The 22,482-nt window shown below is 64.6% G+C and carries 19 protein-coding genes and 1 pseudogene; 11 read left to right on the top strand and 9 right to left on the bottom strand.

Annotated elements, in window-relative coordinates:
• Positions 1-10 precede the first annotated feature (10 nt).
• The 3 genes from ACZ1A1_RS12725 to ACZ1A1_RS12715 all read left to right on the top strand — a co-directional run bounded on the left by ACZ1A1_RS12725 (position 11) and on the right by ACZ1A1_RS12715 (position 4,258).
• Positions 11-1,312 (top strand): DUF6638 family protein, encoded by a 1,302-nt coding sequence (locus ACZ1A1_RS12725; protein WP_463620235.1) that lies wholly within the window; start codon positions 11-13, stop codon positions 1,310-1,312.
• On the top strand, positions 1,305-2,459 hold the full coding sequence (locus ACZ1A1_RS12720) for a DUF2333 family protein (RefSeq protein WP_463620234.1): 1,155 nt from the start codon (positions 1,305-1,307) through the stop codon (positions 2,457-2,459). Before ACZ1A1_RS12725 ends, ACZ1A1_RS12720 begins: the two co-directional genes overlap by 8 nt.
• A 119-nt stretch (positions 2,460-2,578) precedes the next feature.
• Positions 2,579-4,258: a formate--tetrahydrofolate ligase gene (locus ACZ1A1_RS12715; RefSeq protein WP_463620233.1), complete on the top strand. Its 1,680-nt coding sequence runs from the start codon at positions 2,579-2,581 to the stop codon at positions 4,256-4,258.
• A gap of 100 nt (positions 4,259-4,358) precedes the next feature.
• On the opposite strand, the gene ACZ1A1_RS12710 is transcribed toward ACZ1A1_RS12715, so the two are convergent.
• Complete coding sequence (locus tag ACZ1A1_RS12710; RefSeq protein ID WP_463620232.1) at positions 4,359-4,865, bottom strand: DUF1993 domain-containing protein; 507 nt, start codon at positions 4,863-4,865, stop codon at positions 4,359-4,361.
• A 103-nt stretch (positions 4,866-4,968) separates the two neighbouring features.
• Positions 4,969-5,805, bottom strand: coding sequence for an extensin-like domain-containing protein (locus ACZ1A1_RS12705; RefSeq protein WP_463620231.1), 837 nt, complete (start codon positions 5,803-5,805; stop codon positions 4,969-4,971).
• Between the two features lie 232 nt (positions 5,806-6,037).
• Between ACZ1A1_RS12705 and ACZ1A1_RS12700 the strand changes: the two genes are divergently transcribed.
• The 4 genes from ACZ1A1_RS12700 to queF all read left to right on the top strand — a co-directional run bounded on the left by ACZ1A1_RS12700 (position 6,038) and on the right by queF (position 12,423).
• Positions 6,038-8,305 carry a TonB-dependent hemoglobin/transferrin/lactoferrin family receptor gene (locus ACZ1A1_RS12700; RefSeq protein ID WP_463620230.1) on the top strand — a complete coding sequence of 756 codons (2,268 nt, stop codon included), beginning with the start codon at positions 6,038-6,040 and terminating at the stop codon, positions 8,303-8,305.
• Positions 8,306-8,561: 256 nt separating this feature from the next.
• Positions 8,562-10,751, top strand: a complete 2,190-nt coding sequence (locus tag ACZ1A1_RS12695; RefSeq protein ID WP_463620229.1) for an anthranilate synthase — start codon at positions 8,562-8,564, stop codon at positions 10,749-10,751.
• Positions 10,752-11,044: 293 nt separating this feature from the next.
• Positions 11,045-11,962: a cation diffusion facilitator family transporter gene (locus tag ACZ1A1_RS12690; RefSeq protein ID WP_463620228.1), complete on the top strand. Its 918-nt coding sequence runs from the start codon at positions 11,045-11,047 to the stop codon at positions 11,960-11,962.
• The gene (gene queF / locus ACZ1A1_RS12685; protein WP_463620227.1) at positions 11,959-12,423 is read left to right on the top strand and encodes a preQ(1) synthase; all 465 of its coding nucleotides are present in this window, start codon (positions 11,959-11,961) and stop codon (positions 12,421-12,423) included. The genes ACZ1A1_RS12690 and queF overlap by 4 nt, the downstream gene beginning before the upstream one ends.
• 30 nt (positions 12,424-12,453) lie before the next feature.
• Here queF and ACZ1A1_RS12680 read toward each other — a convergent pair whose 3' ends face one another.
• Positions 12,454-13,029 carry a HupE/UreJ family protein gene (locus tag ACZ1A1_RS12680; RefSeq protein ID WP_463620226.1) on the bottom strand — a complete coding sequence of 192 codons (576 nt, stop codon included), beginning with the start codon at positions 13,027-13,029 and terminating at the stop codon, positions 12,454-12,456.
• A 269-nt stretch (positions 13,030-13,298) separates the two neighbouring features.
• On the opposite strand from ACZ1A1_RS12680, the gene ACZ1A1_RS12675 reads away from it, so the two are divergent.
• Positions 13,299-13,877 (top strand): ATP-dependent Clp protease proteolytic subunit, encoded by a 579-nt coding sequence (locus ACZ1A1_RS12675; RefSeq protein ID WP_313193512.1) that lies wholly within the window; start codon positions 13,299-13,301, stop codon positions 13,875-13,877.
• A 391-nt stretch (positions 13,878-14,268) separates the two neighbouring features.
• Positions 14,269-15,975 (top strand): 2-isopropylmalate synthase, encoded by a 1,707-nt coding sequence (leuA, locus tag ACZ1A1_RS12670; RefSeq protein ID WP_313193511.1) that lies wholly within the window; start codon positions 14,269-14,271, stop codon positions 15,973-15,975.
• 104 nt (positions 15,976-16,079) lie between these two features.
• On the opposite strand, the gene ACZ1A1_RS12665 is transcribed toward leuA, so the two are convergent.
• The 4 genes from ACZ1A1_RS12665 to ACZ1A1_RS12650 all read right to left on the bottom strand — a co-directional run bounded on the left by ACZ1A1_RS12665 (position 16,080) and on the right by ACZ1A1_RS12650 (position 19,259).
• The gene (locus ACZ1A1_RS12665; protein ID WP_463620225.1) at positions 16,080-16,937 is read right to left on the bottom strand and encodes an anti-sigma factor family protein; all 858 of its coding nucleotides are present in this window, start codon (positions 16,935-16,937) and stop codon (positions 16,080-16,082) included.
• Between the two features lie 2 nt (positions 16,938-16,939).
• Positions 16,940-17,458: an RNA polymerase sigma factor gene (locus ACZ1A1_RS12660; RefSeq protein ID WP_313193509.1), complete on the bottom strand. Its 519-nt coding sequence runs from the start codon at positions 17,456-17,458 to the stop codon at positions 16,940-16,942.
• Between the two features lie 164 nt (positions 17,459-17,622).
• Positions 17,623-18,234 carry a hypothetical protein gene (locus ACZ1A1_RS12655; protein ID WP_463620416.1) on the bottom strand — a complete coding sequence of 204 codons (612 nt, stop codon included), beginning with the start codon at positions 18,232-18,234 and terminating at the stop codon, positions 17,623-17,625.
• Positions 18,235-18,356: 122 nt separating this feature from the next.
• Entirely contained in the window at positions 18,357-19,259 is a 903-nt protein-coding gene (locus ACZ1A1_RS12650) for a metallophosphoesterase family protein (protein ID WP_415213613.1), read from the bottom strand.
• 110 nt (positions 19,260-19,369) lie between these two features.
• On the opposite strand from ACZ1A1_RS12650, the gene ACZ1A1_RS12645 reads away from it, so the two are divergent.
• Positions 19,370-19,858, top strand: a complete 489-nt coding sequence (locus ACZ1A1_RS12645) for an NUDIX domain-containing protein (RefSeq protein WP_463620224.1) — start codon at positions 19,370-19,372, stop codon at positions 19,856-19,858.
• Between the two features lies 1 nt (position 19,859).
• On the opposite strand, the gene ACZ1A1_RS12640 is transcribed toward ACZ1A1_RS12645, so the two are convergent.
• The gene (locus ACZ1A1_RS12640; protein WP_463620223.1) at positions 19,860-20,846 is read right to left on the bottom strand and encodes a glutathione S-transferase family protein; all 987 of its coding nucleotides are present in this window, start codon (positions 20,844-20,846) and stop codon (positions 19,860-19,862) included.
• A gap of 286 nt (positions 20,847-21,132) precedes the next feature.
• Between ACZ1A1_RS12640 and ACZ1A1_RS12635 the strand changes: the two are divergent.
• Positions 21,133-21,636 (top strand): annotated as a pseudogene (locus ACZ1A1_RS12635) (GNAT family N-acetyltransferase); the annotation flags it as partial.
• Positions 21,637-21,841: 205 nt separating this feature from the next.
• On the opposite strand, the gene ACZ1A1_RS12630 reads toward ACZ1A1_RS12635, so the two are convergent.
• On the bottom strand, positions 21,842-22,378 hold the full coding sequence (locus ACZ1A1_RS12630) for a glyoxalase superfamily protein (RefSeq protein WP_454635003.1): 537 nt from the start codon (positions 22,376-22,378) through the stop codon (positions 21,842-21,844).
• Positions 22,379-22,482: the final 104 nt, after the last annotated feature.

Genomic DNA, 22,482 nt, shown 5'->3' with positions numbered 1-22,482 from the left:
GGGCGCCCGCATGAAACGCCTCCTCGAAGCCGAATTGATCTACGGGCGGCTGCTGCCGGTCGATGAGCCGCATCTGGTCGAGCGCTACAACAAGGCGCTGGACGGGTTCGGGATGCGGCGCACCGGGCTTTCGAGCTTCCGCATCGACATGACCGGCTTTTCGCCGGAAATCGCCGACGAGCTCGGCGACCGGGACTATCTCGATCCCAACCGGGTCAACCGGCGCTTCGTCATCATGACGCCGGACCAGGTGAACCTGCCGGTGGTGCATACGAGCTTTTCCAACACGGCCGCGCTGATGCACGAGTTCTTCTCGGCCAATGCAAGGGCGATCAACGCGATCACCATCCGCGACGCGCTCTATGGCGAGATCGAGGATTCCGTCTCCGTCGTCAACGATATCGACGACCTGCTGTCGATCAACGAGGTGCGCTTCAAGGTGCTCTCGGCCGAGGACATGCTCGGCAAGGCGGCCGAGCTGCGCGGGCTCGTCGACCGGCTGAAGACCGTGCCGAACGCCTGGGCGGACGACGCGATGCTGGGCCGCATGGTGGAGCTTGCCAAGCAGACCGGCGACATCCGCCAGAACGCGCTGGTGCCGGACCAGCTCGTCTTCCGCCACGAGGCCTATTGGGCGAACCATTTCGGCGGGGTCTTCGTCTTCCTCGACGACAGGACGACGACGGTGATCTGCGACCCCAGCGTGCCCGGCTTCCGCCGCTCGCGGCCGTGGCAGGTGAGCTACATCGCGCTCGACGATCACCGGCGCATCTTCGATTTCCTCGCCTCGACCAGGCGGCTGGAGCTGCCGCGGGCCTCGTGGGTGGAGCCGTCGGGCCTCTTCCAGCACCGGGCGGATATGACCGTCGCCGGCCTCGTCAACCGGAGCGACCCGACCGCAGACCTCGAAAAGGCCGACCGCATCTGGCTGCAGACCTGGATGCATCGCAATGCCGCGCTGGTGGCCGAGGAGGGCACCTATCCCTTCCTGCAGGAGGCGATGCGGACGGTCGCGACGACCGGCGAGATCAAGATCGACGAGGTCGCGCCCGACCGGCGCTTCCTCCTCGTGCGCGCCGCGCCCGACCACCCGGACCAATGGCTGGTCAACCGGCTGATTTCGCAGATGGTTCCCCATGACTTCGTGTCGCGGTTCGTCTTCGACAAGCAGGGCTTCTATTCCGCCTACGAGCACTACAGCGAAAAGTTCCGCGAATACGTTGTTGCGACGTTGACGCGAACCTATCTGCAAGACAAGGCTGCATTCCGCAGGAAACTCTTCGGCATCAGAGAGGACGACCCCAATGCTTGACCCGATCGTCGCCTTCTTCCAGCGCATCTTCGCGGCCATCGGTCGGGGCATCGGCATGGTGATCGCCTGGATCCTCTGGCCCTTCATCACGGTGGCGAACTGGTATCGCGCGCGCGGCTGGATCATCAAGGGGCCGATCGGCATCGCGCTCGTCGCGCTCATCGCCCTCTATGCCTATTTCATCTGGCAGACCCAGGTGTGGAGCGGCTTCAACCCGGACTATGTGAACGCCTACAATCTCGGCCAGCGCAAGCAGGATGCGGGCACTGCCGGCGGCGGTGCGGCTTCCACGACGTCGGCGGCGGGGGGCGATCTCGCCGAGCCGGAGCCGAAGACCTGCGTGCGCTCGGCGATCGTCGACGTGACGGCCGACCTCATCGACTTCAACGTCAACCAGAATGCCTGGATCTCCTCCATGCTGCTCTACAAGCTCGGGCTCTTCGGGCTCGACTGGGACAAGACGCCGTGGTTCGACAACAAGGCGTCCTTCCAGCGCGGCATCAACCAGGCCGTCCGGCGCACGGCGGTGGAGCTGGTCGACGCGCTCGGCCGCGTGCGCGGCACCTCCGGCATCAACGCCGACCTCCAGCGCGCCCGCGGCAACCTGCAGTTCGACGAGGAGACCTGGTATTTCGGCTCGGATTCGCTGCTGCCCAAGACGCCGACGCCGAACTACTACCGCACGGCGATGGCGGACCTGCGCAAGTTCAACACCTCGCTCGAAGCCTGCGACGCCATCTTCGACGGCCGCTCCGACAACCTGATCGAGTTCCTCGACCGCATCACCAACGATATCGGCGCCACCACGGCGATGATCCGCGAGCGCTCGGAATTCTACAACGGCGGCTGGTTCGACACGCGGGCGGACGACCGCTTCTGGTTCGCCTACGGCCAGCTCTACGGCTATTACGGCATCCTCTCGGCCGCCGGGGCGGACTTCGAGGCCGTCATCAAGGCGCGCGGCATCGAGCCGCTCTGGAAGGCGACGATCTCGCAGCTTCGCTCGGCGCTGAAGATCCAGCCGGCCATCATCTCGAACGGCAAGGAAGACGGCTGGATCATGCCGACGCATCTTGCCACCATGGGCTTCTATATTCTGCGCGTGCGCTCGAACCTGGTGGAAATGCGCGACGTGCTGGCACGCTGATGGAAATGATTTCGCGGGGATTGCGAGCGGCATTCCCCGCTGCCTTTGCGTATTGACCGAATGCCGCCTCCGGGAGAGGAGACCCGGTTGCGGCAGCGATGCTGAGGGGAGCACACCGCATGGCCGACGTGAAATCCGACATCGAAATCGCCCGCGCCGCGAAGAAGCAGCCGATCTTCGAGATCGGCGCGAAGCTCGACATCCCGCCGGAAGCGCTGCTGCCCTACGGCCACGACAAGGCGAAGATCACCGCCGGCTTCATCGCCGCGCAGAAGGGCAAGCCCGACGGCAGGCTGATTCTCGTCACCGCCATCAACCCGACGCCGGCCGGCGAGGGCAAGACGACGACCACGGTCGGCCTCGGCGACGGGCTCAACCGCATCGGCAGGAAGGCCATCACCTGCATTCGCGAGGCATCGCTCGGCCCCTGCTTCGGCGTGAAGGGCGGGGCGGCCGGCGGCGGCTATGCGCAGGTCGTGCCCATGGAGGACATGAACCTCCATTTCACCGGCGATTTCCACGCCATCACCTCGGCGCACAACCTGCTCGCCGCGCTGATCGACAACCACATCTACTGGGGCAACGAGCAGAACATCGACACCCGTCGCATCGCCTGGCGGCGCGTGATGGACATGAACGACCGCGCGCTACGCCAGATCGTCTGCTCGCTCGGCGGCGTCGCCAACGGCTATCCGCGCGAGGCGGGCTTCGACATCACCGTCGCCTCGGAGGTGATGGCGATCCTCTGTCTGTCGATGGACCTCAGGGACCTCGAAAGGCGGCTCGGCAACATCATCATCGGCTACCGGCGCGACAAGTCGCCGGTCTTCGCCCGCGACATCAAGGCGGACGGGGCGATGACGGTGCTGCTCAAGGACGCCATGCAGCCGAACCTCGTGCAGACGCTGGAGAACAACCCGGCCTTCGTGCATGGCGGGCCCTTCGCCAACATCGCCCATGGCTGCAATTCCGTCATCGCCACCACGACGGCGCTGAAGCTTGCCGACTATGTGGTGACGGAGGCCGGTTTCGGCGCCGATCTCGGGGCGGAGAAATTCTTCGACATCAAGTGCCGCAAGGCCGGGCTCAAGCCCGATGCCGCCGTCATCGTCGCGACCGTGCGCGCCATGAAGATGAACGGCGGGGTGAAGAAGGACGATCTCGGCCGCGAGGATGTCGAGGCGGTGCGCAAGGGCTGCGCCAATCTCGGCCGGCATGTGCAGAACGTGAAGAAGTTCGGCGTGCCCGTCGTGGTCGCCATCAACCATTTCACCTCCGATACCGAGGCGGAAATCCGCGCGGTGCAGGCCTATGTGGAAACGCTCGGCGCCGAGGCGATCGTCTGCCGGCACTGGGCGCTCGGCTCGGCCGGCATCGAGGAATTGGCGCGCAAGGTGGTGGAGCTTGCCGAATCCGGCCATTCGCAATTCTCGCCGCTCTACCCGGACGAGATGCCGCTTTTCGAGAAGATCGAGACGATCGCCAAGGACATCTACCATGCCGATGCGGTGATCGCCGATAAGACGGTGCGGACCCAGCTCCACATGTGGGAGCAGCAGGGCTACGGCAACCTGCCGGTCTGCATGGCCAAGACGCAATATTCCTTCTCGACCGACCCGAACCTGCGCGGCGCGCCCACCGGCCATACCGTGCCGGTGCGCGAGGTGCGCCTGTCCGCCGGCGCCGGCTTCGTCGTGGTCGTCACCGGCGAGATCATGACCATGCCGGGCCTGCCGAAAGTGCCGTCGTCGGAGAGGATCTTCCTCAACGAAGAGGGCCATATCGAAGGGCTCTTCTGAAAGTGGAGGGGCGCCCGCGGCGCCCCCCGGATTGCTGGCGGGCTTTCATGCCTGTGTCGTCATTCTCGGGCTTGTCCCGAGCATGACGGAGGAGAAGTTTTCAAGTGCGGCCGAGATAGTCCAGCTTGCCGACGGGAACGCCGTTGTGGCGCAGGATCGCGTAGGCGGTCGTCAGGTGGAAATAGAAATTCGGAAGCACGAAGGTGAGGAGATAGTCCTTGCCGGAAGAGCTCAGTTCCCCGCCGCGCGTCTTCAGGACGACGGTGCGCTCGGCCGCGCCCTCGAAGGCGGCTTCCGGCACGGAGGCGAGATAGGCCGTGGTCTTCTCGATGCGCGCGCGCAGGTCGGCTAGCGTCGTTTCGTCGTCCGCAAAGCTCGGCGCGTCGGTGCCGGTAAGGCGCGCGGCGGCGCCCTTGGCCGTATCGCTCATGCGCTGGACCTGGCCTGCGAGCGAGAGCATGTCGGGCGCAAGGCGCGCATTCACGAGCACTTCCGGCTTGATGCTTTTCTCCTGCGCAAAGGCTTCGGCCTTGTCGAGCAGCCTGGACAGGACGGTGAAACCGCGCTGGAACGCGGGGATGGAGAGTTCGTAGGGCGTGATCGACATGGGGGAACCTTTGCGTGGCGGGATATCGGGCTCTGGGCCGCACTACAGATAGGAGCGGCGCGCGCATCTTTTCAGGAGCCGCCGAAAATATCGCCGGGGTTCCTTACCAGCAGTAGCGGTAGCCGCCGCGCCGTTCCTTCACGTCGAGATGCAGGTGGTTCTGGTGTGCCGCGTCGCTGCCGGGATCGAGCACGGTCGTGAAATAGAGGCAGGCCGCCTCGGTGATCGCGCGCTGGAAGGCGCCTTCCAGCGTGGAATCCTTGTCCGCCGGGCGGATGGTGAAGGTCTTGCCGCTCTTGAAGGTGAAACCGGCGATATCGATGGCATTGCCGAAGGCATGCTCGGAAATCCTGCCCTCCGTCGCGCCGTTGCGATTGCGGCAGACATAGGCGGAGGCCTGGGAGAGGCCGGTGATCGTTTCCTGCGGCATGGCGGCCTGAAGCGAAGGCTTCACCGAGCCCTCCAGCCAGCGGGCAAGCTGGAGCGCCGCTTCGCAGCGCACCGTCGCCTGCGGCTCGACCTCGATGCCGCCCGGCAGTTGCTTGAGGAGGACGGGCTTGTCGATGCCGCAGGCCTTGCCGTCCTCGACCTCCGGCGCCTCCTCGAAGCCCACGCCGATCTCCGTCAACGCCTTCCGGCAGGCCGCCTCTTCGCCGGCGTCCTCATGCGGACGCTCGCGCGCCTTCTCTTCTTCCGTCTTCTCTTCCGCGGCCTTGCTCTCGGCCTCCGTTTTCGCATCGACCGCCGGGGCTTCCTTCTTTTCCTCGACGCGTTTCTGTTCGGGACGCGATGCGGGCAGGGGGCCTTTCTCCGGCAGGTCCGCGGCACCGGCGAGCAGGAAGGACAGGGCGAGGAGGGCGATGGGGCGAAGGCTGAGAATGGGCTGTCTCCCACTGAAAAGATCAGCGGGGAAACGCCCGGCGGCGGATTTGGTTGCCACGACCCTGTGAGCGGTCGGGCTCTGTATGGGCTCCAGGCGTGGCGATCCGGCAACGAAGTGAATAGTGGATTAATAAACTCATCTTTTTTATGTTGACAAGTTTAGTCATGTTTCATAGCGATGAGCCGGGCTCAGCCCGAACACGTTTTTGCCATTTTTCCGCATGGCTCGCAGCCGGCCGACATCTTGCGCCGGGACGATGCCGCGCGTGCCGAATCAGTAGAGGATAGACATGCAGGCCCGTCGTTCCCGTTCCGCACTTCTGGCTTGCACGGCGCTCGCCGTGCTCTCGCTTTCCACCGGCGCTCTTGCGCAGGATGCCGCAGATGGCGCCAACGGCGAGGGGACGACGCTGAAGGCGATTGTCGTAAAGGGCAAGCGTGTCAAGACGGTCGGAACCGGAGTGGCGGAAACGCCGTTGGCCTCGACGGTGACGGCCGAGCAACTTGAAGACAAGCAGATCACCAGTATCGAAGATCTGGGCCGAAGCCTTGAGCCGGGCGTATCCTTCAACCGTGCGAACGGTGCGGTTAATATCCGCGGCCTCGAAGGCAGCCGTGTCCTGACAACGATTGACGGCCTTCCGGTTTCCTATCTCTCGGATGCGACACGCGATGCCAGCGGCGGCGTCAATTCGTTCGATTTCGGTTCGCTTTCGCAGGCCGACGTCGTTCGCGGCGGCGATTCCAGCCGGGCCGGCCCGGGTGCGCTCGGCGGCGTGCTCGCGCTTCGCACGCTGGAGCCCGAGGACCTGATCGGCGAGGGGCGTACATGGGGTGGCCTCGCCAAGATTACCTATGACAGTGCCGATCGCAGCTTCAACACCAATGCGGCGATTGCGAGCCAGTTCGACAATACGGCCGTTCTGTTCCAGGGCGGGTATAAGAAGGGCCACGAGCGCCGGAACAATGGGACGGTCGATACCTATGGTGCGACACGGTCGGAAGCCGATCCGGCGGATTTCGATCAGCATAATCTGCTGTTCAAGGTGCGCCACTATGCCGAAAGCGGCCATATGTTCGGCGTGACGTTGGAGCGCTATCGCCGGGATACGGACAGCGACCCGCGCTCGATCTTGGGGAACTCCTCCGGTACTTATCGAAAAGACAATTACGACGCTTTCAATAATACAGATCGCGATCGGGTTTCCCTCGATTACGCCTACGAATCGCAGGAGGAAGGCAGTCTTTTCGATACAGCCGCGGCGTCGATCTACTGGCAAAGCCAGTTGCGTGGTGTCGGTTACGACGCCATCCGTTTCCCGTCTGGAGGACCGGGAATCCCGCTTCTCGGCCCAATCAGCCGCTTCAACACGCTGGAAGACGAGAACTATGGCTTCATAGGAAGTGCCGGCAAGACGCTCGACAATCATAAGGTCACGATCGGATGGGACATTGCGGCGGGCAAGACGACACAATATTCTACAGGCAAGGATAACTGCGCGGCGATCCCGACGCCGGATGCTTGCGCCAACCTGCATACGAACCAGGCCGACAGCCCGAAAGTCGACGGCACCCGGATCGGACTATTCGTCGAGGATAAGATTGCATTTGGCGACGCGGGTTTCAGTGTGACGCCGGGTATTCGTTTCGATTGGGTCAGCTTCGATCCGAAGATGACGCCGGAATTTGCGGCTAACCACAGCAATCCTAGCTTGCCGGGCAGCTTCGAGGATATGGCGGTCTCGCCCAAGCTGCGTTTCACTCGTGAGATCAACGAGAGTCTGGAACTGTATGCGCAGTGGGCCATGGGGTTCCGCGCGCCAACAGCGGGGGAACTCTATAGCTCTTTCGGCGGCGCGGGCACATATTTGCGTGTCGGCAATCCTGATTTGAAGTCCGAGACGAGCAATAGTTTTGACATCGGCGTGAACTTCGGCGACGAGGATGAAGGCGGGCGTCTCAATGTCTTCTATAGCCGTTACAAGAATTTCATCGATACTACTGACCAACTAAGTGACGCTGAAATTATAGCGCTCGGTTATGATCCCTTGGACTATCCATACGGCTTTACACGGGGGGTAAATCTCGACCGCGCCCGCATCTATGGCGTCGAGCTTTCCGCGCATAAACGGTTCGACAATGGCTTCGGTATTCGTGGCTCGCTTGCCTATGCCGATGGCAAGGATATGGCGACAGGAGATTTCCTCCGGTCGGTGCTGCCCCTCAAGGGCGTTCTGGGTCTCGACTACGATGCCGGAAGCTGGGGTGTTGGAATCGACTGGATTGGAGCGCGTGGCGGTAAGGGTAAGGATGTGGTCACTACGGTGGGAAGACCTGCTCGCGAATACTTCGCAACGCCGGGCTACGGTATCGTCGACGTGACCGCGCGCTGGGAGCCCGAACAGCTTCCCGGACTGAAGATCAATGCCGGCATCTATAACGTATTCGACAAGACTTATTACGATTATGCGACTGCGCGTACGGCCGGCACGCAACCGAACCCGTTCTATTCCGAACCGGGACGGACCTTCCGGGTTTCGCTCACGCAGAAGTTCTGATCGGATTGCAAGGCGGCCTGAAAAGGCCGCCTTTTCCGCGCCGGCGCAATTCACAGACAACGGCTTGCGTAGCGCCGCGTCTCGCGCTAACAATTCCGCCCATGACAAACGCACGCATCATTTCTGGCTGGTGGTGGGCTCGCTGAGGCGGCCTTGACCAGTCATGCGTGATTGAGACGACAAGCCGCCCGGAAAATTCGAGGCGGCTTTTTTGTGTTCGGCCGCCTCGCAGGACCGGGCCGAAACGGAGTTGGGGATGGCGACGAAAATTCTGGAAGACGGCGGCGAAGCCTATGAGACGCGCGGCGGGGTGACCGTCACGCGGCGGCGGCGCGCGGCGGATTATGCCAATGCGATCTCCGCCTATATCGACAGGCTCGACGAGCGGCGCGGCGCGGTCTTCTCCTCGAACTACGAATATCCGGGCCGCTATACGCGCTGGGACACGGCCGTCGTCGATCCGCCGCTCGGCATTTCCTCCTTCGGTCGCTCCGTCTGGATCGAGGCCTACAATGCGCGCGGCGAGGTGTTGCTGTCGCTGATCGCCGACCGCCTGGCGAGCGTGCCGGAGCTGGCGCTCGGCGCGCGCACGGCAAGTCGGCTCGATCTCGACGTGAAGCTGCCCGACCGGGTGTTCACCGAGGAAGAGCGCTCGAAGATGCCGACGGTCTTCACCGTTCTGCGCGCCGTCACCGATCTCTTCCATTCGGCGGAGGATGCGAGCCTCGGCCTCTACGGCGCCTTCGGCTACGACCTCGCCTTCCAGTTCGACGCCATCGACCTCAAGCTCACGCGGCCGGACGACCAGCGCGACATGGTGCTCTTCCTGCCGGACGAAATCCTCGTCGTCGACCACTATGCCGCCAAGGCCTGGATCGACCGCTACGATTTCGCCAAGGGCGGCCTTTCGACCGAGGGCAAGGGCGAGGCGATCGCCGCCGAGCCGTTCCGGACCTCCGACGTCATCCCGCCGCAGGGCGACCACCGGCCGGGCGAATATGCCGAGCTCGTCGTCAAGGCGAAGGAAAGCTTCAAGCGCGGCGATCTCTTCGAGGTCGTGCCGGGCCAGAAGTTCTTCGAGCGCTGCGAGAGCAGGCCCTCGGAAATCTCCCGCCGCCTCAAGGCCATCAACCCGTCGCCCTATTCCTTCTTCATCAATCTCGGCAACCAAGAATATCTCGTCGGCGCCTCGCCGGAAATGTTCGTGCGTGTGTCGGGCCGGCGCATCGAGACCTGCCCGATCTCGGGCACGATCAAGCGCGGCGACGACCCGATTGCCGATAGCGAACAGATCCTGAAGCTGCTCAACTCGAAGAAGGACGAATCCGAGCTGACCATGTGCTCGGACGTCGACCGCAACGACAAGAGCCGCGTGTGCGAGCCCGGCTCCGTCAAGGTTATCGGCCGCCGGCAGATCGAGATGTATTCGCGCCTCATCCACACGGTCGACCACATCGAGGGGCGCCTTCGCGACGACATGGACGCCTTCGACGGCTTCCTCTCGCATGCCTGGGCCGTCACCGTCACCGGTGCGCCAAAACTCTGGGCGATGCGCTTTATCGAGGCGCATGAGAAGAGCCCGCGGGCGTGGTATGGTGGGGCGATCGGCATGGTCGGCTTCAATGGCGACATGAACACGGGCCTGACGCTGCGCACCATCCGCATCAAGGACGGCATTGCCGAAGTGCGCGCCGGCGCGACGCTGCTCTATGATTCCAACCCCGAAGAAGAAGAAGCCGAAACCGAACTGAAGGCCTCCGCCATGATCGCAGCCATCCGCGACGCCAAGTCCGGCAATTCCGCCAAGGTCCAGCGCGACGTCGCATCCGTCGGGGCAGGGGTGAATATCCTGCTCGTCGACCACGAGGACAGCTTCGTGCACACGCTCGCCAACTATTTCCGCCAGACCGGCGCGGATGTGACGACCGTGCGCACGCCGGTTGCCGAAGAGGTGTTCGACCGCGTGAAGCCGGACCTCGTCGTGCTGTCGCCAGGCCCCGGCAACCCGAAGGACTTCGACTGCAAGGCGACGATCAGGAAGGCGCGCGCACGCGGCCTGCCGATCTTCGGTGTCTGCCTCGGCCTTCAGGCCCTCGCCGAGGCCTATGGCGGGGAGCTGCGCCAGCTCGCCATCCCCATGCACGGCAAGCCCTCGCGCATCCGCGTGCTGGAGCCGGGCATCGTCTTTTCCGGCCTCGGCAAGGAGGTGACGGTCGGCCGCTACCACTCGATCTTCGCTGATCCGGCGACGCTCCCGCGCGATTTCATCATCACGGCGGAAAGCGAGGACGGCACGATCATGGGCATCGAGCATGCCAGCGAGCCGGTGGCGGCCGTGCAGTTCCACCCGGAATCGATCATGACGCTCGGCCAGGATGCCGGCATGCGCATGATCGAGAACGTGGTGGCGCATCTGTCGAAGAAGGCGAGGGTGAAGGCGGCGTAGTGTAGCAGGGCCGCCCCTCATCCCCCTGCCGGGACCTTCTCCCCACAGGCGGGGAGAAGGAGGAAAATGGCGAGGCTTGCGCTCCTCGCCCCGTCTGCGGGGAGAGGATGCCGGCAGGCAGGTGAGGGGCAAACCGCCAACCTGTGATCCGAACCGCGCGGGCTTTGACAAAGCCACCGTCCTGGTCCATAGCGAACTCCGAGAGAAAAACCGCGTGCACGTCCCCGTGCGCGCGGTTTTGCGTTGATGGGCCAGGCTTTTTGCAACTCGGTTGCATGCGCATGGAGAGCGGCATGGGAAACACGGACGGCAACACGGTCAAGCGGCTTGCGCTTTGGGGCATCCCGCTGGCCTTCGGCGTGATGGGGCTGAAGCTCGTCGCCTGGTGGGTGACGGGCTCGGTGGCGCTGCTTTCGGACGGGCTGGAATCGAGCGTCAACGTGGTGGCGGCCATCGTCGCCTTCGCGGCCATCACCTATGCGGCCAAGCCTGCGGACAAGACGCATCCCTTCGGCCATCACAAGGCGGAATATCTTTCGGCGGTTCTGGAAGGCGTGCTGATCGTCGTGGCGGCGCTACTGATCGTCATGGAGGCGGTGCCGGCGGTGATGGCGCCGGCGTCGATGGAAGCGCCGGTCATGGGCCTTGCCATCAACTTCGTGGCGGGGGTGATCAATGCCGTCTGGGCCTATGTGCTCATCCGCGCGGGCCGGCGCTACCGCTCGCCGGCGCTGGCCGCGGACGGACAGCATATCCTGTCGGACGTCGTCACCTCGATCGGGGTGCTGATCGGCCTCGTCCTTGCCATCGCGACGGGCTATGCCGTGCTCGATCCGCTGCTGGCGATCCTCGTCGCGCTCAACATCCTCTACCAGGGCTGGAAGGTCATCGCCCATTCGGTCGACGGCCTGATGGACCATGCGGTGGAGCCGGGGGAGGCCGAGGCGATCCAGGCGGCCATCGCGGCGAACGGCGCCGGCTCGCTCGGCGTGCACGACCTGAAGACCCGGCGGGCCGGCTCGGCGACCTTCGTCGATTTCCACCTCGTCGTGCCGGCGGCCATGCCCGTCGGGCAGGCGCATGACATCTGCGACCGGCTGGAGGACGCCATCCGCGCCGTGCAGCCGGGCGCCCAGATCGCCATCCATGTCGAACCCGAGACGGAAAAGGCGCATGGTGTGAGGGTCAGGATCGAAAGGGTCGGATCATGAGCAGGACGGACGTATCGGGATTGTCGCAACTCGGGCAGAAGGTGGATCTTCCCGCCGATCCCGATGCCGCGCTTCTGGAAAAGGTGCCGAGCAGCCATGCCGGCACCGATTTCGTGGTGCGCTTCACCGCGCCGGAATTCACCTCGCTCTGCCCGATGACCGGCCAGCCGGACTTCGCGCATATCGTCATCGACTACATTCCGGACGGCTGGCTCGTCGAATCGAAGTCGCTGAAGCTCTACCTGCATTCCTTCCGCAACCACGGCGCCTTCCATGAGGATTGCACCATCGACATCGCCAGGCGGCTCGTCGGGCTGCTGGAGCCGAAATGGCTGAGGATCGGCGCCTACTGGTATCCGCGCGGCGGCATCCCGATCGACGTGTTCTGGCAGACGGGCGAGGCGCCGAAGGGCGTCTGGCTGCCGGACCAGGGTGTTCAGCCGTATCGCGGGCGGGGATGAGGCGGCGGGCTTCCGCCGCCCCACGAGACTTCAGCCGAAGGCGAGAACGAGGCCGGCAAGCGCCGTCAGGCCGCCGATGACGCGCGCCGCCATGCCGCCGGAAAGGCGGGCGACGGTAAGGCCAAGGCCGATGCCGGCGGCATGCAGGAGGGCCGTCGCGATGACGAAGCCGGCGCCGAACTGCAGGGCGCCGGCCGCGCCGAGTTCGCCGCCATGGGCATGGCCGTGGAAGAGCGCGAAGACGGCGACGATGGCGGCGGAGGCCACCGTGTCGAGCCTGACGGCCATGGCGACCAGAAGGCCGAGGGCGACGACGGAGGCGAGGATCGCCGGCTCGACGAAGGGCAGGGCGATGCCGCAGACGGCAAGGCCGAAGCCCATGGCCATCGTGGCGACGAAGGCGGCCGGAACGGCCCACGTCGCCCGGCCGCCGATCTGCGCGGCCCAGAGGCCGACGGCGATCATGACGAGGATGTGGTCGAGGCCGAAGAGCGGGTGGGAGAGACCGGCCATGAAGGAGCCGTGCTCCAGCGGGTCGAGATGGGCGAAGGCCGGCGCGGTCGTGGCGGCGAGCGCGGCGAAGGCCAGCGTGATGCGTCTGATCATGATGTCCCCTGTTCCGCCGGCCCTGGGAGCTGGCCGGGCGTCCTGTCGATGAGAGCTTCATCCTAGGAGCGAGACCGAGGCCAAGTCCATATGCAAATTGCGAAGGCTTCCCTTTGCCGGGCCACGGGCAATCGCCCGGCATTTACCCTGTTTTCCGGTGGCGCGGGCATGCTCTATCGCCGCGTATCGGTTTTGTTGCATTGTCTTGGCCGGTGAGTCGCATTATCTGACAGCGACAGGACTATTGACGAGCAATCCGGAGACTTTGGATGAGCGACGAAGACGACAAGAAGACGGAACTGCCCCTGGGCAAGGAAACGGAGGCGAACCTTTTCAAGTCGCGTTCGATCTTCATCTACGGGCCGATCAACCAGGAACTGGCGCAGAAGGTCTGCTCGCAGCTCGTGGCGCTTGCCGCCGCCAGCGACGAGGATATCCGCATCTACGTCAATTCGCCGGGCGGTCATGTGGAATCGGGCGATTCGATCCACGACATGATCAAGTTCATCAAGCCGAAGGTATGGATGATCGGCACGGGCTGGGTCGCCTCGGCCGGCGCGCTGATCTATGTCGCCGCGCCGAAGGAACGGCGCCTTTGCCTGCCCAACACCCGCTTCCTGCTGCACCAACCGTCGGGCGGCACCCGTGGCATGGCATCGGATATCGAGATCCAGGCCCGCGAGATCATCAAGATGAACGAGCGCCTGAACAAGATCTTCGCCGACGCCACCGGCCAGCCGATCGAGAAGATCGCCAAGGACACGGACCGCGACTACTGGCTCTCCGCCGAGGAAGCCAAGGGCTACGGCCTCGTCTCGCGCATCGTGACCTCGCAGGGCGATATCTGAGGCTTTTCGGCCACTTGAATAGAGGAAGCCCTCCCATTGCGGAGGGCTTTTTCGTCTTGGTGGGTTGCGCAGCGGCCTTCCCGCCGCTATAAGCGCCCCATCATGTTGAAGACCGGCGCACAGATCATCGAACGAGTTTCCCGCGGCAGCGCTGCTGTTCGCGAGCGTTCGCGCGGCTTCTCCTCGCTTCTTCTTCTCGGCCTTACGCGCGGTTGCCGGGTTCGCTGAGGAGCGCCCGGCGGCCGAAAAGCCCGTCCGGCAATAGCTCCTCGTTTCACCCCATGCATTAATTCCGGTTCTGGCCGCCCATGGCCAGCATTCGCCGTCGCCAAGCGCCGACCGTTGCGCTAAGACGCTTTCGCGAATGCCGGGACGACGAAGAGAAGACGCGATGATTGTGAAGACCCACACGCCCAAGCAGGGCATGCCCGATGCCGCAACCAAGTATCAGGCCTATCCGACGATCAACATCCCGGACCGTACCTGGCCCGGCAAGACGATCACCGAGGCGCCGATCTGGTGTTCGGTGGACCTGCGCGACGGCAACCAGTCGCTGGTCAACCCGATGGGCCACGACCGCAAGGCCCGCATGTTCCAGCTCCTGCTCGACATGGGCTTCAAGGAAATCGAGATCGGATTCCCCTCGGCCTCGCAGACCGACTTCGACTTCGCCCGCTGGTGCGTCGAGGAGGGCAACGTGTCCGACGACGTCTCGCTGCAGGTGCTGGTCCAGTGCCGGCCGGAGCTGATCACCCGCACCTTCGAGGCGTTGGAAGGCGCGCACAGGCCGATCATCCACTTCTACAACTCGACCAGCGAATTGCAGCGCCGCGTGGTGTTCGCCAAGGACGTCGCCGGCATCAAGCAGATCGCGACCGACGCGGCCAAGATGATCACCGACATGGCGGCCAGGGCCGGTGGCGGCTACCGCTTCGAATATTCGCCGGAAAGCTTCACCGGCACCGAGCTGGAAGTGGCGCTGGAGATCTGCAACGCCGTCGTCGAGATCGTGAAGCCGACCGCCGACAACAAGCTGATCCTCAACCTGCCCTCCACCGTCGAGATGGCGACGCCGAACATCTATGCCGACCAGATCGAATGGATGTGCCGCAACATCGACAACCGCGAGAACGTCATCGTCTCGCTGCATCCGCACAACGACCGCGGCACCGGCATCGCCGCGACGGAACTCGCCCTGATGGCCGGCGCGGACCGCGTGGAAGGTACGCTCTTCGGCAACGGCGAGCGCACGGGCAATGTCGACGTCGTCACGCTGGCGCTCAACATGTACACGCAGGGCATCGATCCCAAGCTCGACTGCTCCGACATCGAGCGCATCAAGGCGGTCTACGAATATTCCAACGAGATGGTCATCCCCGAGCGTCACCCCTATGTCGGCGAACTGGTCTACACGGCCTTCTCCGGCTCGCACCAGGACGCCATCAACAAGGGCATGAAGGCGATCAAGAAGGCCAACAAGCCGCTCTGGGAAGTGCCCTACCTGCCTATCGACCCGCAGGACGTCGGCCGCTCCTACGAGGCGATCATCCGCATCAACTCGCAGTCCGGCAAGGGCGGCATCGCCTATATCCTGCAGGAAGACTACGGCATCAACCTGCCGCGCAACCTGCAGGTGGAGTTCCGCGAGGAGATCCAGCGCATCACCGACGAGGAAGGCGTGGAGCTTCCCTCCAAGCGCATCCATGAGCAGTTCATGCAGCGCTACGTCACGCAGCCGGGCACGCGCCTGCGCTTCGTCGACCACCACACCTATCCCGACGGCGAGCAGAAGGGCACGCGCATCGTCGCGGCCGAAATCACCGACGGCGGCGAGGTGAAGCGCATCGAGGGCAGGGGCACCGGCCCGATCGACGGCTTCATCAATGCGCTGTCGATCTATCTCGGCATTCCCATGTCCGTCGCCGACTATTCCGAGCACTCGCTCCAGCACGGCTCGAACGCGGCGGCCATCGCCTATGTCGAGGTCGAGCATCCGGGCGGCAAGCTCTTCGGCGTCGGCATCAACACGAACATCGTGACCGCCTCGCTGGAAGCCATCGTCTCCGCCGCCAACCGGGTGCTGGCGACGCGCGGCTGATCGGCCGGTACGCATGAAATGACGAGAGCCCGGTAGCGTTGCTGCCGGGCTCTTTTTGTCGGCTTACGATTGTCGTGAGGGCGGCGGCCCCAAAGGCGACCGACCTAGATGGTCGTGGAAACCGCCTCGGCGATGCGCTCCAGGTTCGGGTCGGCCGAGGGGCCGACGACGACGTAGGAGGCGTTGCCCTTCTGCCAGGAGACGAGGCCGATGTCGTTGCGCATGCTTTCGGCAAGCGACGTCCTGCCGTCGACGGGCTCGCTCTGCAGGAAACAGATGGCGAAGACCTCGTTGTCGGCATCGCGGTAGAGGAGCTGCGCGGTCGGCTTGCCGCCGGCGACGAGCAGGCGGGCGCCCTCGAAGGTGAGCTTTTCCGCCGAAAGGTCGGGAAGCTGGAACTTCACGCCCGTGCTGGCCGAGAGCCATTCCACGATATGCGCCGCGTCGTTGGCCGGCACTTCCACCAGATGGCGCGCCTGGCGTGAATAGATGCGGTGGTAGTCGGCGATGTCGTCCAGCCAGGTTCGGGCCGGGGCGAACTGGTTGCTGGCGGCCTGGAAGGCGGTCTGCTTCTGCTCGGAGATCAGGTAGCCGACGGCGCCGCCGGACAGGAAGATCACCAGCGATGCGGCGAGCGCCTGCGGCCAGAAGGCGCTGCGGCGGCCTGCCGGCACGGCGGCGACGGGCGCGCCGGCAAAGCCGAGCTTCGGCGCCTCGCCCTCCTCGTTCCGGCCGGCTTCCTTGATGTTGCGCACGAGGTCGAGCGGGATCGGCTCCTGCAGCATCCTGTCGAAGGCGCGCGCGCCGAACTCGCTGCCGAGCTTGAGCTTCTCATAGACGGCGCGGGCCTCGTCGTCGGCGGCGAGAATGCCATTGATCTCTTCGACTTCGGCCTGCGGCAACTGGCCATCGAGATAGGCGGACAGCCGCACCTCGAGCGGGAGACCCTGTGTGCTTTCCACGATCAGGCCCTCCTTTCTGCCTGTTCGGAGATCATGGCCGCGAGCCTGATGCGGGCCGCCGAGAGCCGGCTCATCACCGTGCCGATGGGTATCCCGAGGATATCCGCCGCCTCCCGGTAGCTGTGCCCTTCGACATTCACCAGCAGGAAGACGCTCGAAAGGCCCTCCGGCATCGTCATGATCAATTTGTGCAACTGCTTGGCATAGACCGCCTTGTCGGCCGATGCGTCGACATGCAGGCTGTCCTGCTCGGCAACATCTACGGTGCCGGACCCTGTGCGGACCTTTCGCTTGCGGATCTCGTCCACCCAGAGATTGCGCGTCATGGCATAAACCCAGCTTTCCAGCCGGCCTTCCCCGTTCCAGAGATGGCTTCGCGTGATGGCCCTCTCGCATGCTTCCTGCACGAGGTCGTCGGCATCGCTGCCGTTGCGCGTCAGCGTCATGGCGAAACGGCGCAGCTTCGGCAGCAAATTGACCAATTCTCGCCGGAACTCATTCGATTCTGCCGTCGGACGCATTGCTTTTCCAAGGGAACGTTCGGGATCAAAACTCTATTCGCCCCCCGGCCGGGCAGCGACCGCCTGATATGAAACATTCTTCCCTTGGTCCGCAAGCATGAACGGCAATCCGGAACGCAGTTTCCCCGCGTTCCGCAACGTTTATTCCCGAGTTGGACGCGCGGTCAGTAGCTGGCGCGCTCGCCGCCCAGCGACTGGAGCAGGGCGCGGTAGGCCCAGGTGTTCTCGCCGCCGCGGTCGCGGATCTCGACGAGCTGGACGCGGGCGCCCTCGATGTCGCCCTGCTCGATCAGGGCCTGGCCCATATAGGAGCGGGCAAGAATGTAGTTCTCGTCCTTCTGCAGCGCCCGCCTGTAGTAGCTCATGCCGAGCTGCATGTTGCCGAGCTTGCGCGTGTTGTAGCCGAGATAGTTGAGGATGCGCGGATCCTCCTGGTCGCGGGCGGCGCGCAGGGCGCGCAGGGCATTTTCGTACTGGCCGGCATAGGCGAATTCGCGCGCGGCTTCATAGAGCTTGTCGTCGATCCGGCGCTCGCTCTTCTTCTGTTCCTCCGGCGTCTCGTCACCCGTGCCCTCGGCCGGCTTCATGTCTTCCGGCGCGATGCATTCCTTCTTCTCGTCGCTCCAGATCTTGCCGTCCGTGCAGGTCGTCGTGGTTTCGGTGGCGGCGGGCGGCGTGGTCGTGTCGGAATCGGCGGCGCGGGCAGCCGAAAGCGCCGTCAGCGAGACGGCGGCGCAGAATGAAAGCAGTATCGTGTGGCGGAGCATGTCTCTGATCCCTCCTGATCGGGCCGTTTGCCGGGCGCTGGCCGTGCGGGAGCGGCCGTTCATGCCGCCTTTTCGGGCGAGCCGCTCTGAGAAGGGAATACGGATGGCGGGAGGGATTTATTCGCCGTTTTTCACAGGCGCGTCGTCTCGGCAAGCGACAGGGCCAGCCCGTCCGGTGTCAGGGCATGGCGCTCGCGCTCGATGGTCCAGTTGCCCGGCGCGCCCGAGATCGAGAAGAGGTTGTAGCCGGCCGGCGGCTTGTGGCCGCCCGGCCCCTGCGAGGCCGAGGCGATGCCGACGACCGGAACCGGCTTCGTCTGGCCGGGCAGCCAGTTCACCGTGTTGAGATGGGTATGGCCGTGCAGGACGAGTTCCGCCCCGCCGGTCGAGATGGTCGCGGCGAAGCGGCGGATGCCGATCATGCGCTTGTGGAAGGCCGTCGCGCCGCGGATCGGCGGGTGGTGGATGAGCACGACGCGGAAGAGGCCGGCCTCGCCCGCCGCGCGCAGCATGTTCACCGTCTCCCGCGCCTGCCGGCTGCCGAAATAGCCCGACGCGGAAAAGGGCGGGGTGGCGACGGCCGTCGAACAGCCGATGATTGCCACCTGGCCGCGCACGCGCAGATACGGGAAGACGTGCGTGTCCTCCTGCCATTCGGCGGGGGCGGCGTCGCCGCGCATATAGGGATACCAGGCGCGCGTCGATTTCTCGTAGGCGCCGCGCACATAGGCGTCGTGGTTGCCGGGCACGACCGAGACGTTTTCCGGCGCGCCGGCCTCCGGCAGCCAGCGCTTCACCGCGGCGATCTCCAGCGAGGAGGCGAGGTTGACGAGGTCGCCGGTGATGGCGAGGTGATCGGGGGCCTGCCGCTCGATATCCTCGAGCACGATGTCCAGCGTGTTGGTGAAGAGGTGCCGGCGGCGGTTGCGATGCCAGTTCACGAAACCGGTGATGCGCTTGGAGAACAGTTCCAGGAAGGTGAGGGCCGGCAGCGGCCCGAGATGGACGTCCGATATATGGGCAAGTCTGAACATACCCTTCCTTAGAGCATAAGCCGGCCAAGGGAAACGCAAGGCGTGGATATTCCGGGCTCTTTGCCGCGATGAGCCTTGATTTGGCCGAAGGGTTCCGGCGAAGTGCCGCGATGGATGACGATGCCCCGCCGACCAGAAGCCCGTTCGTGAAGCTCGTGACGCGCGTGCTGCACGTCTATTTCGCGCTCTCGCGCGGCATGACCATGGGCGTGCGCGCGGCCTGCTTCGACGAGGCCGGCCGCATCTTCCTCGTGCGCCACAGCTATGTGCCCGGCTGGCACCTGCCGGGCGGCGGCATCGAGCGGGGAGAGACGGCGCTGGAGGCGCTGGCCAAGGAGATCTGGGAGGAGGGGAACCTCGTCATCGGCGCGCAACCGCAGCTCCTGCACATCTATTTCAACCGGCAGACCAGCAAGCGCGATCACGTCCTGCTCTACTGCTGCGATGGCGTCACGCAGACGGGGCCGCGCCTCAAGGACCGGGAGATCGTCGAGGCCGGCTTCTTTGCGCTTGACGCCCTGCCGGCCGCGACCACCGCGGCCACCCGCCGGCGGCTCGCGGAAATCGCAGGCGAAGCGCCCTTCGCGGATTTCTGGTAGGTCAGGCCGCCTTCAGCCGCTCGCGGCCATGCGGGGAGGCGAGGTCGATCTCCGGGCCGACCGGCACGATGCCCGTCGGGTTGATCGTGACGTGGCTGCGGTAATAGTGCTCCTTGATGTGGCGCATGTTGACCGTCCCGGCGACGCCCGGCACCTGGTAGAGCTCGCGCAGATACCCGTAGAGGTTCGGATAGTCGGCGATGCGGCGGATGTTGCACTTGAAATGGCCGACATAGACCGGGTCGAAGCGCACCAGCGTCGTGAAGAGCCGCCAGTCGGCCTCGGTGATGCGCTCGCCGGTGAGGTAGCGTTTCGTCGACAGCCGTTCTTCCAGGCTGTCCAGCATGGCAAAGAGCTTCGTGACATTGCCCTCGTAGGCCTCCTGCGTCGTCGCGAAGCCGGCCTTGTAGACGCCGTTGTTGACCGTGTCGTAGATGCTGTCGTTCAGCGCATCGATCTCGGTGCGCAGGGGCTCCGGATAGAAGTCCTCGCGCGAGCCGGTGATCCGGTCGAAGGCGGAGTTGAACATGCGAATGATCTCGGCCGATTCGTTCGAGACCATGCGGTTTTGCTTCTTGTCCCACAGGACCGGCACCGTGACGCGGCCGGAATAGTGCGGATCGGCCTTGAGATAGACCTCGTAGAGCGCGGACGCGCCGAACAGCGGATCGAGCGTGCCGCCGTTCTCGCCCTTGAATTCCCACCCCTTCGACAGCATCAGCGGATCGACGACGGAGACGGTGATGAGGTCTTCCAGCTTCTTCAGCTTGCGGAAGATCAGCGTGCGGTGCGCCCAGGGACAGGCAAGCGAGACATAGAGATGGTAGCGGCCGGCCTCCGCCGCAAAGCCGCCTTCGCCCGTCGGGCCGGGGGCGCCGTCCGGCGTGATCCAGTTGCGGAACTGCGAGACGGAGCGCTGGAAATGGCCCTTCGTCGATTTCGTATCGTACCAGACGTCATGCCAGACGCCGTCAACGAGCATGCCCATGATTGTCTCCTTCGCCGTTTCATCCGGCCTGAACGTGCGTTCATAGATAGCGCATGGGGCCGGGCTGGATAGGCGCTTTTTGGTGAACGGTGCGTTTTGCTCTTTGACAGATCGAAAATTTCTGCTATCCGCGCAGACCAGCACCGGCACTCCGGCCGGCGAGGAAGACGAGACGCATGTTCTATACGGGAACCCCACGACGACGCTGATGCTTCATGCTGCGCCCCCTTCGGCGGCGGCGCGATCACCCGCATCCACAGCTTCGTATCCGGTTCCCCGATCCATGAACATGCTCAAGCACGATATCGTCTACCTGACGGAAGATGCCTCCCACGACGCCGCCATCGAACTGATCAACGAGGAAGCCTTCGGCCCCGGCCGGCATGTCCGCGCGGCCGCGCGCATCCGCGAGCAGGGGCCGCACGACCTCTCGCTCTCCTTCGTCTGCACGGATGACGGCGAGACGATCGCCTCCGTGCGCATGACGCCCGTCATGGCCGGCGGGGTGAAGGCACATCTTCTCGGCCCGCTCGCCGTCAGGCCCTCGCACAAGAACCGCGGCATCGGCCGGGAGCTGCTGCGCATCGCCTGCGCCGCGGCCAAGCGGAAGGGCTCGGAGGCCGTGGTCCTCGTCGGCGACCCGCCCTATTACGGCCCGCTCGGCTTCGAGAAGGTGGCGTGGAACGCGCTGGCGTTTCCCGGTCCGGTGGATCCGGCGCGTGTGCTCGTCATGCCCTTCGCGGCGGATACGCATGAGCGGCTGAAAGGCGTCATCGCCTGGCGGGCGTGAAGGCCCCTCGCAAGGAAGACCCCTCCCTAAATCCCTCCCCACAAGGGGGAGGGACTTAAAGTGCCGCTCCGTCGGCAATCCCTTCTGGAACGGTGAGCAAGCCTTTGTCTTTCTCCCCCCCTTGTGGGGGAGATGCCGGCAGGCAGAGGGGGTGGCCCCGCGAAGCCGGGGCGTTACAGGAAGACCCCGGCAGGCAGAAGGATCTTCACCCCTTCAACTCCATGAAGCGGATGCGGTTCTGGAAGGGGTCGGTCACCGTCACCTCCAGCCGCGAGCCCTCGTCCTCCAGCCCCGGCTTCATGTAGCGGTAATCCTTGCCGATCAGCTCCTTCTGGAAGGCGCGGATGCCCGTCATGTAGACGACCATGTTGCCGCCGGGTGTGGCGTCGCCCGCATGTTCGGAAAGATGCAGCCGCAGCCCGCCGCGCGAGACCTGCGTGTAGAGCGGGAAGTTTTCGCCGTAGCGGTGCTCCCAGTCGACGGAAAAGCCGAGGAAGCCGAGGTAGAATTCATGCGCCTTCGCCACGTCGAAGATGCGCACGATGGGCACCGCCTGCTCGAAGGCGATGCCGCCTTCCGGCGGTTTCGCTTCGATCTTCGCGGAGAGGATGTTCCAGGTCTCCACGCCGAACTGGCGGGCGACGATTTCGAGGGCTTCGCTGTGGCTGATCTCGATATTGCGGGCGGCCAGCGTTTCCCGCATGGCTTTCGCCATGGCCTTGGCATCGCGAAAATCGCGCATGTCCGTTCCTTCCGTTCCGGCGAAGTCCCCGTCAGTGCCCGCATTGCCGACGCCTTCGCCCAACGATGAACGGTGGAGAAAGGTTGTTGAGGAGGCGTTCGCCA

The sequence above is a fragment of the Shinella sp. R2-11 genome, assembly GCF_055330205.1.
The sequence above is the reverse complement of the archived record's forward strand: the minus strand, read 5'-3'. Positions and strand labels throughout refer to the sequence as shown.

What these genes read in the sequence shown, in the direction of transcription:
- ACZ1A1_RS12725 (WP_463620235.1), top strand. Translation starts at nt 11, where the DNA reads ATGAAACGCCTCCTCGAAGCCGAATTGATCTACGGGCGGCTGCTGCCG.
- ACZ1A1_RS12695 (WP_463620229.1), top strand. Translation starts at nt 8,562, where the DNA reads ATGGCGACGAAAATTCTGGAAGACGGCGGCGAAGCCTATGAGACGCGC.
- ACZ1A1_RS12720 (WP_463620234.1), top strand. Translation starts at nt 1,305, where the DNA reads ATGCTTGACCCGATCGTCGCCTTCTTCCAGCGCATCTTCGCGGCCATC.
- leuA (WP_313193511.1), top strand. Translation starts at nt 14,269, where the DNA reads ATGATTGTGAAGACCCACACGCCCAAGCAGGGCATGCCCGATGCCGCA.
- queF (WP_463620227.1), top strand. Translation starts at nt 11,959, where the DNA reads ATGAGCAGGACGGACGTATCGGGATTGTCGCAACTCGGGCAGAAGGTG.
- ACZ1A1_RS12645 (WP_463620224.1), top strand. Translation starts at nt 19,370, where the DNA reads ATGGATGACGATGCCCCGCCGACCAGAAGCCCGTTCGTGAAGCTCGTG.
- ACZ1A1_RS12630 (WP_454635003.1), bottom strand. Translation starts at nt 22,378, where the DNA reads ATGCGCGATTTTCGCGATGCCAAGGCCATGGCGAAAGCCATGCGGGAA.
- ACZ1A1_RS12700 (WP_463620230.1), top strand. Translation starts at nt 6,038, where the DNA reads ATGCAGGCCCGTCGTTCCCGTTCCGCACTTCTGGCTTGCACGGCGCTC.
- ACZ1A1_RS12715 (WP_463620233.1), top strand. Translation starts at nt 2,579, where the DNA reads ATGGCCGACGTGAAATCCGACATCGAAATCGCCCGCGCCGCGAAGAAG.
- ACZ1A1_RS12690 (WP_463620228.1), top strand. Translation starts at nt 11,045, where the DNA reads ATGGGAAACACGGACGGCAACACGGTCAAGCGGCTTGCGCTTTGGGGC.
- ACZ1A1_RS12640 (WP_463620223.1), bottom strand. Translation starts at nt 20,846, where the DNA reads ATGGGCATGCTCGTTGACGGCGTCTGGCATGACGTCTGGTACGATACG.
- ACZ1A1_RS12710 (WP_463620232.1), bottom strand. Translation starts at nt 4,865, where the DNA reads ATGTCGATCACGCCCTACGAACTCTCCATCCCCGCGTTCCAGCGCGGT.
- ACZ1A1_RS12675 (WP_313193512.1), top strand. Translation starts at nt 13,299, where the DNA reads ATGAGCGACGAAGACGACAAGAAGACGGAACTGCCCCTGGGCAAGGAA.
- ACZ1A1_RS12680 (WP_463620226.1), bottom strand. Translation starts at nt 13,029, where the DNA reads ATGATCAGACGCATCACGCTGGCCTTCGCCGCGCTCGCCGCCACGACC.
- ACZ1A1_RS12650 (WP_415213613.1), bottom strand. Translation starts at nt 19,259, where the DNA reads ATGTTCAGACTTGCCCATATATCGGACGTCCATCTCGGGCCGCTGCCG.
- ACZ1A1_RS12660 (WP_313193509.1), bottom strand. Translation starts at nt 17,458, where the DNA reads ATGCGTCCGACGGCAGAATCGAATGAGTTCCGGCGAGAATTGGTCAAT.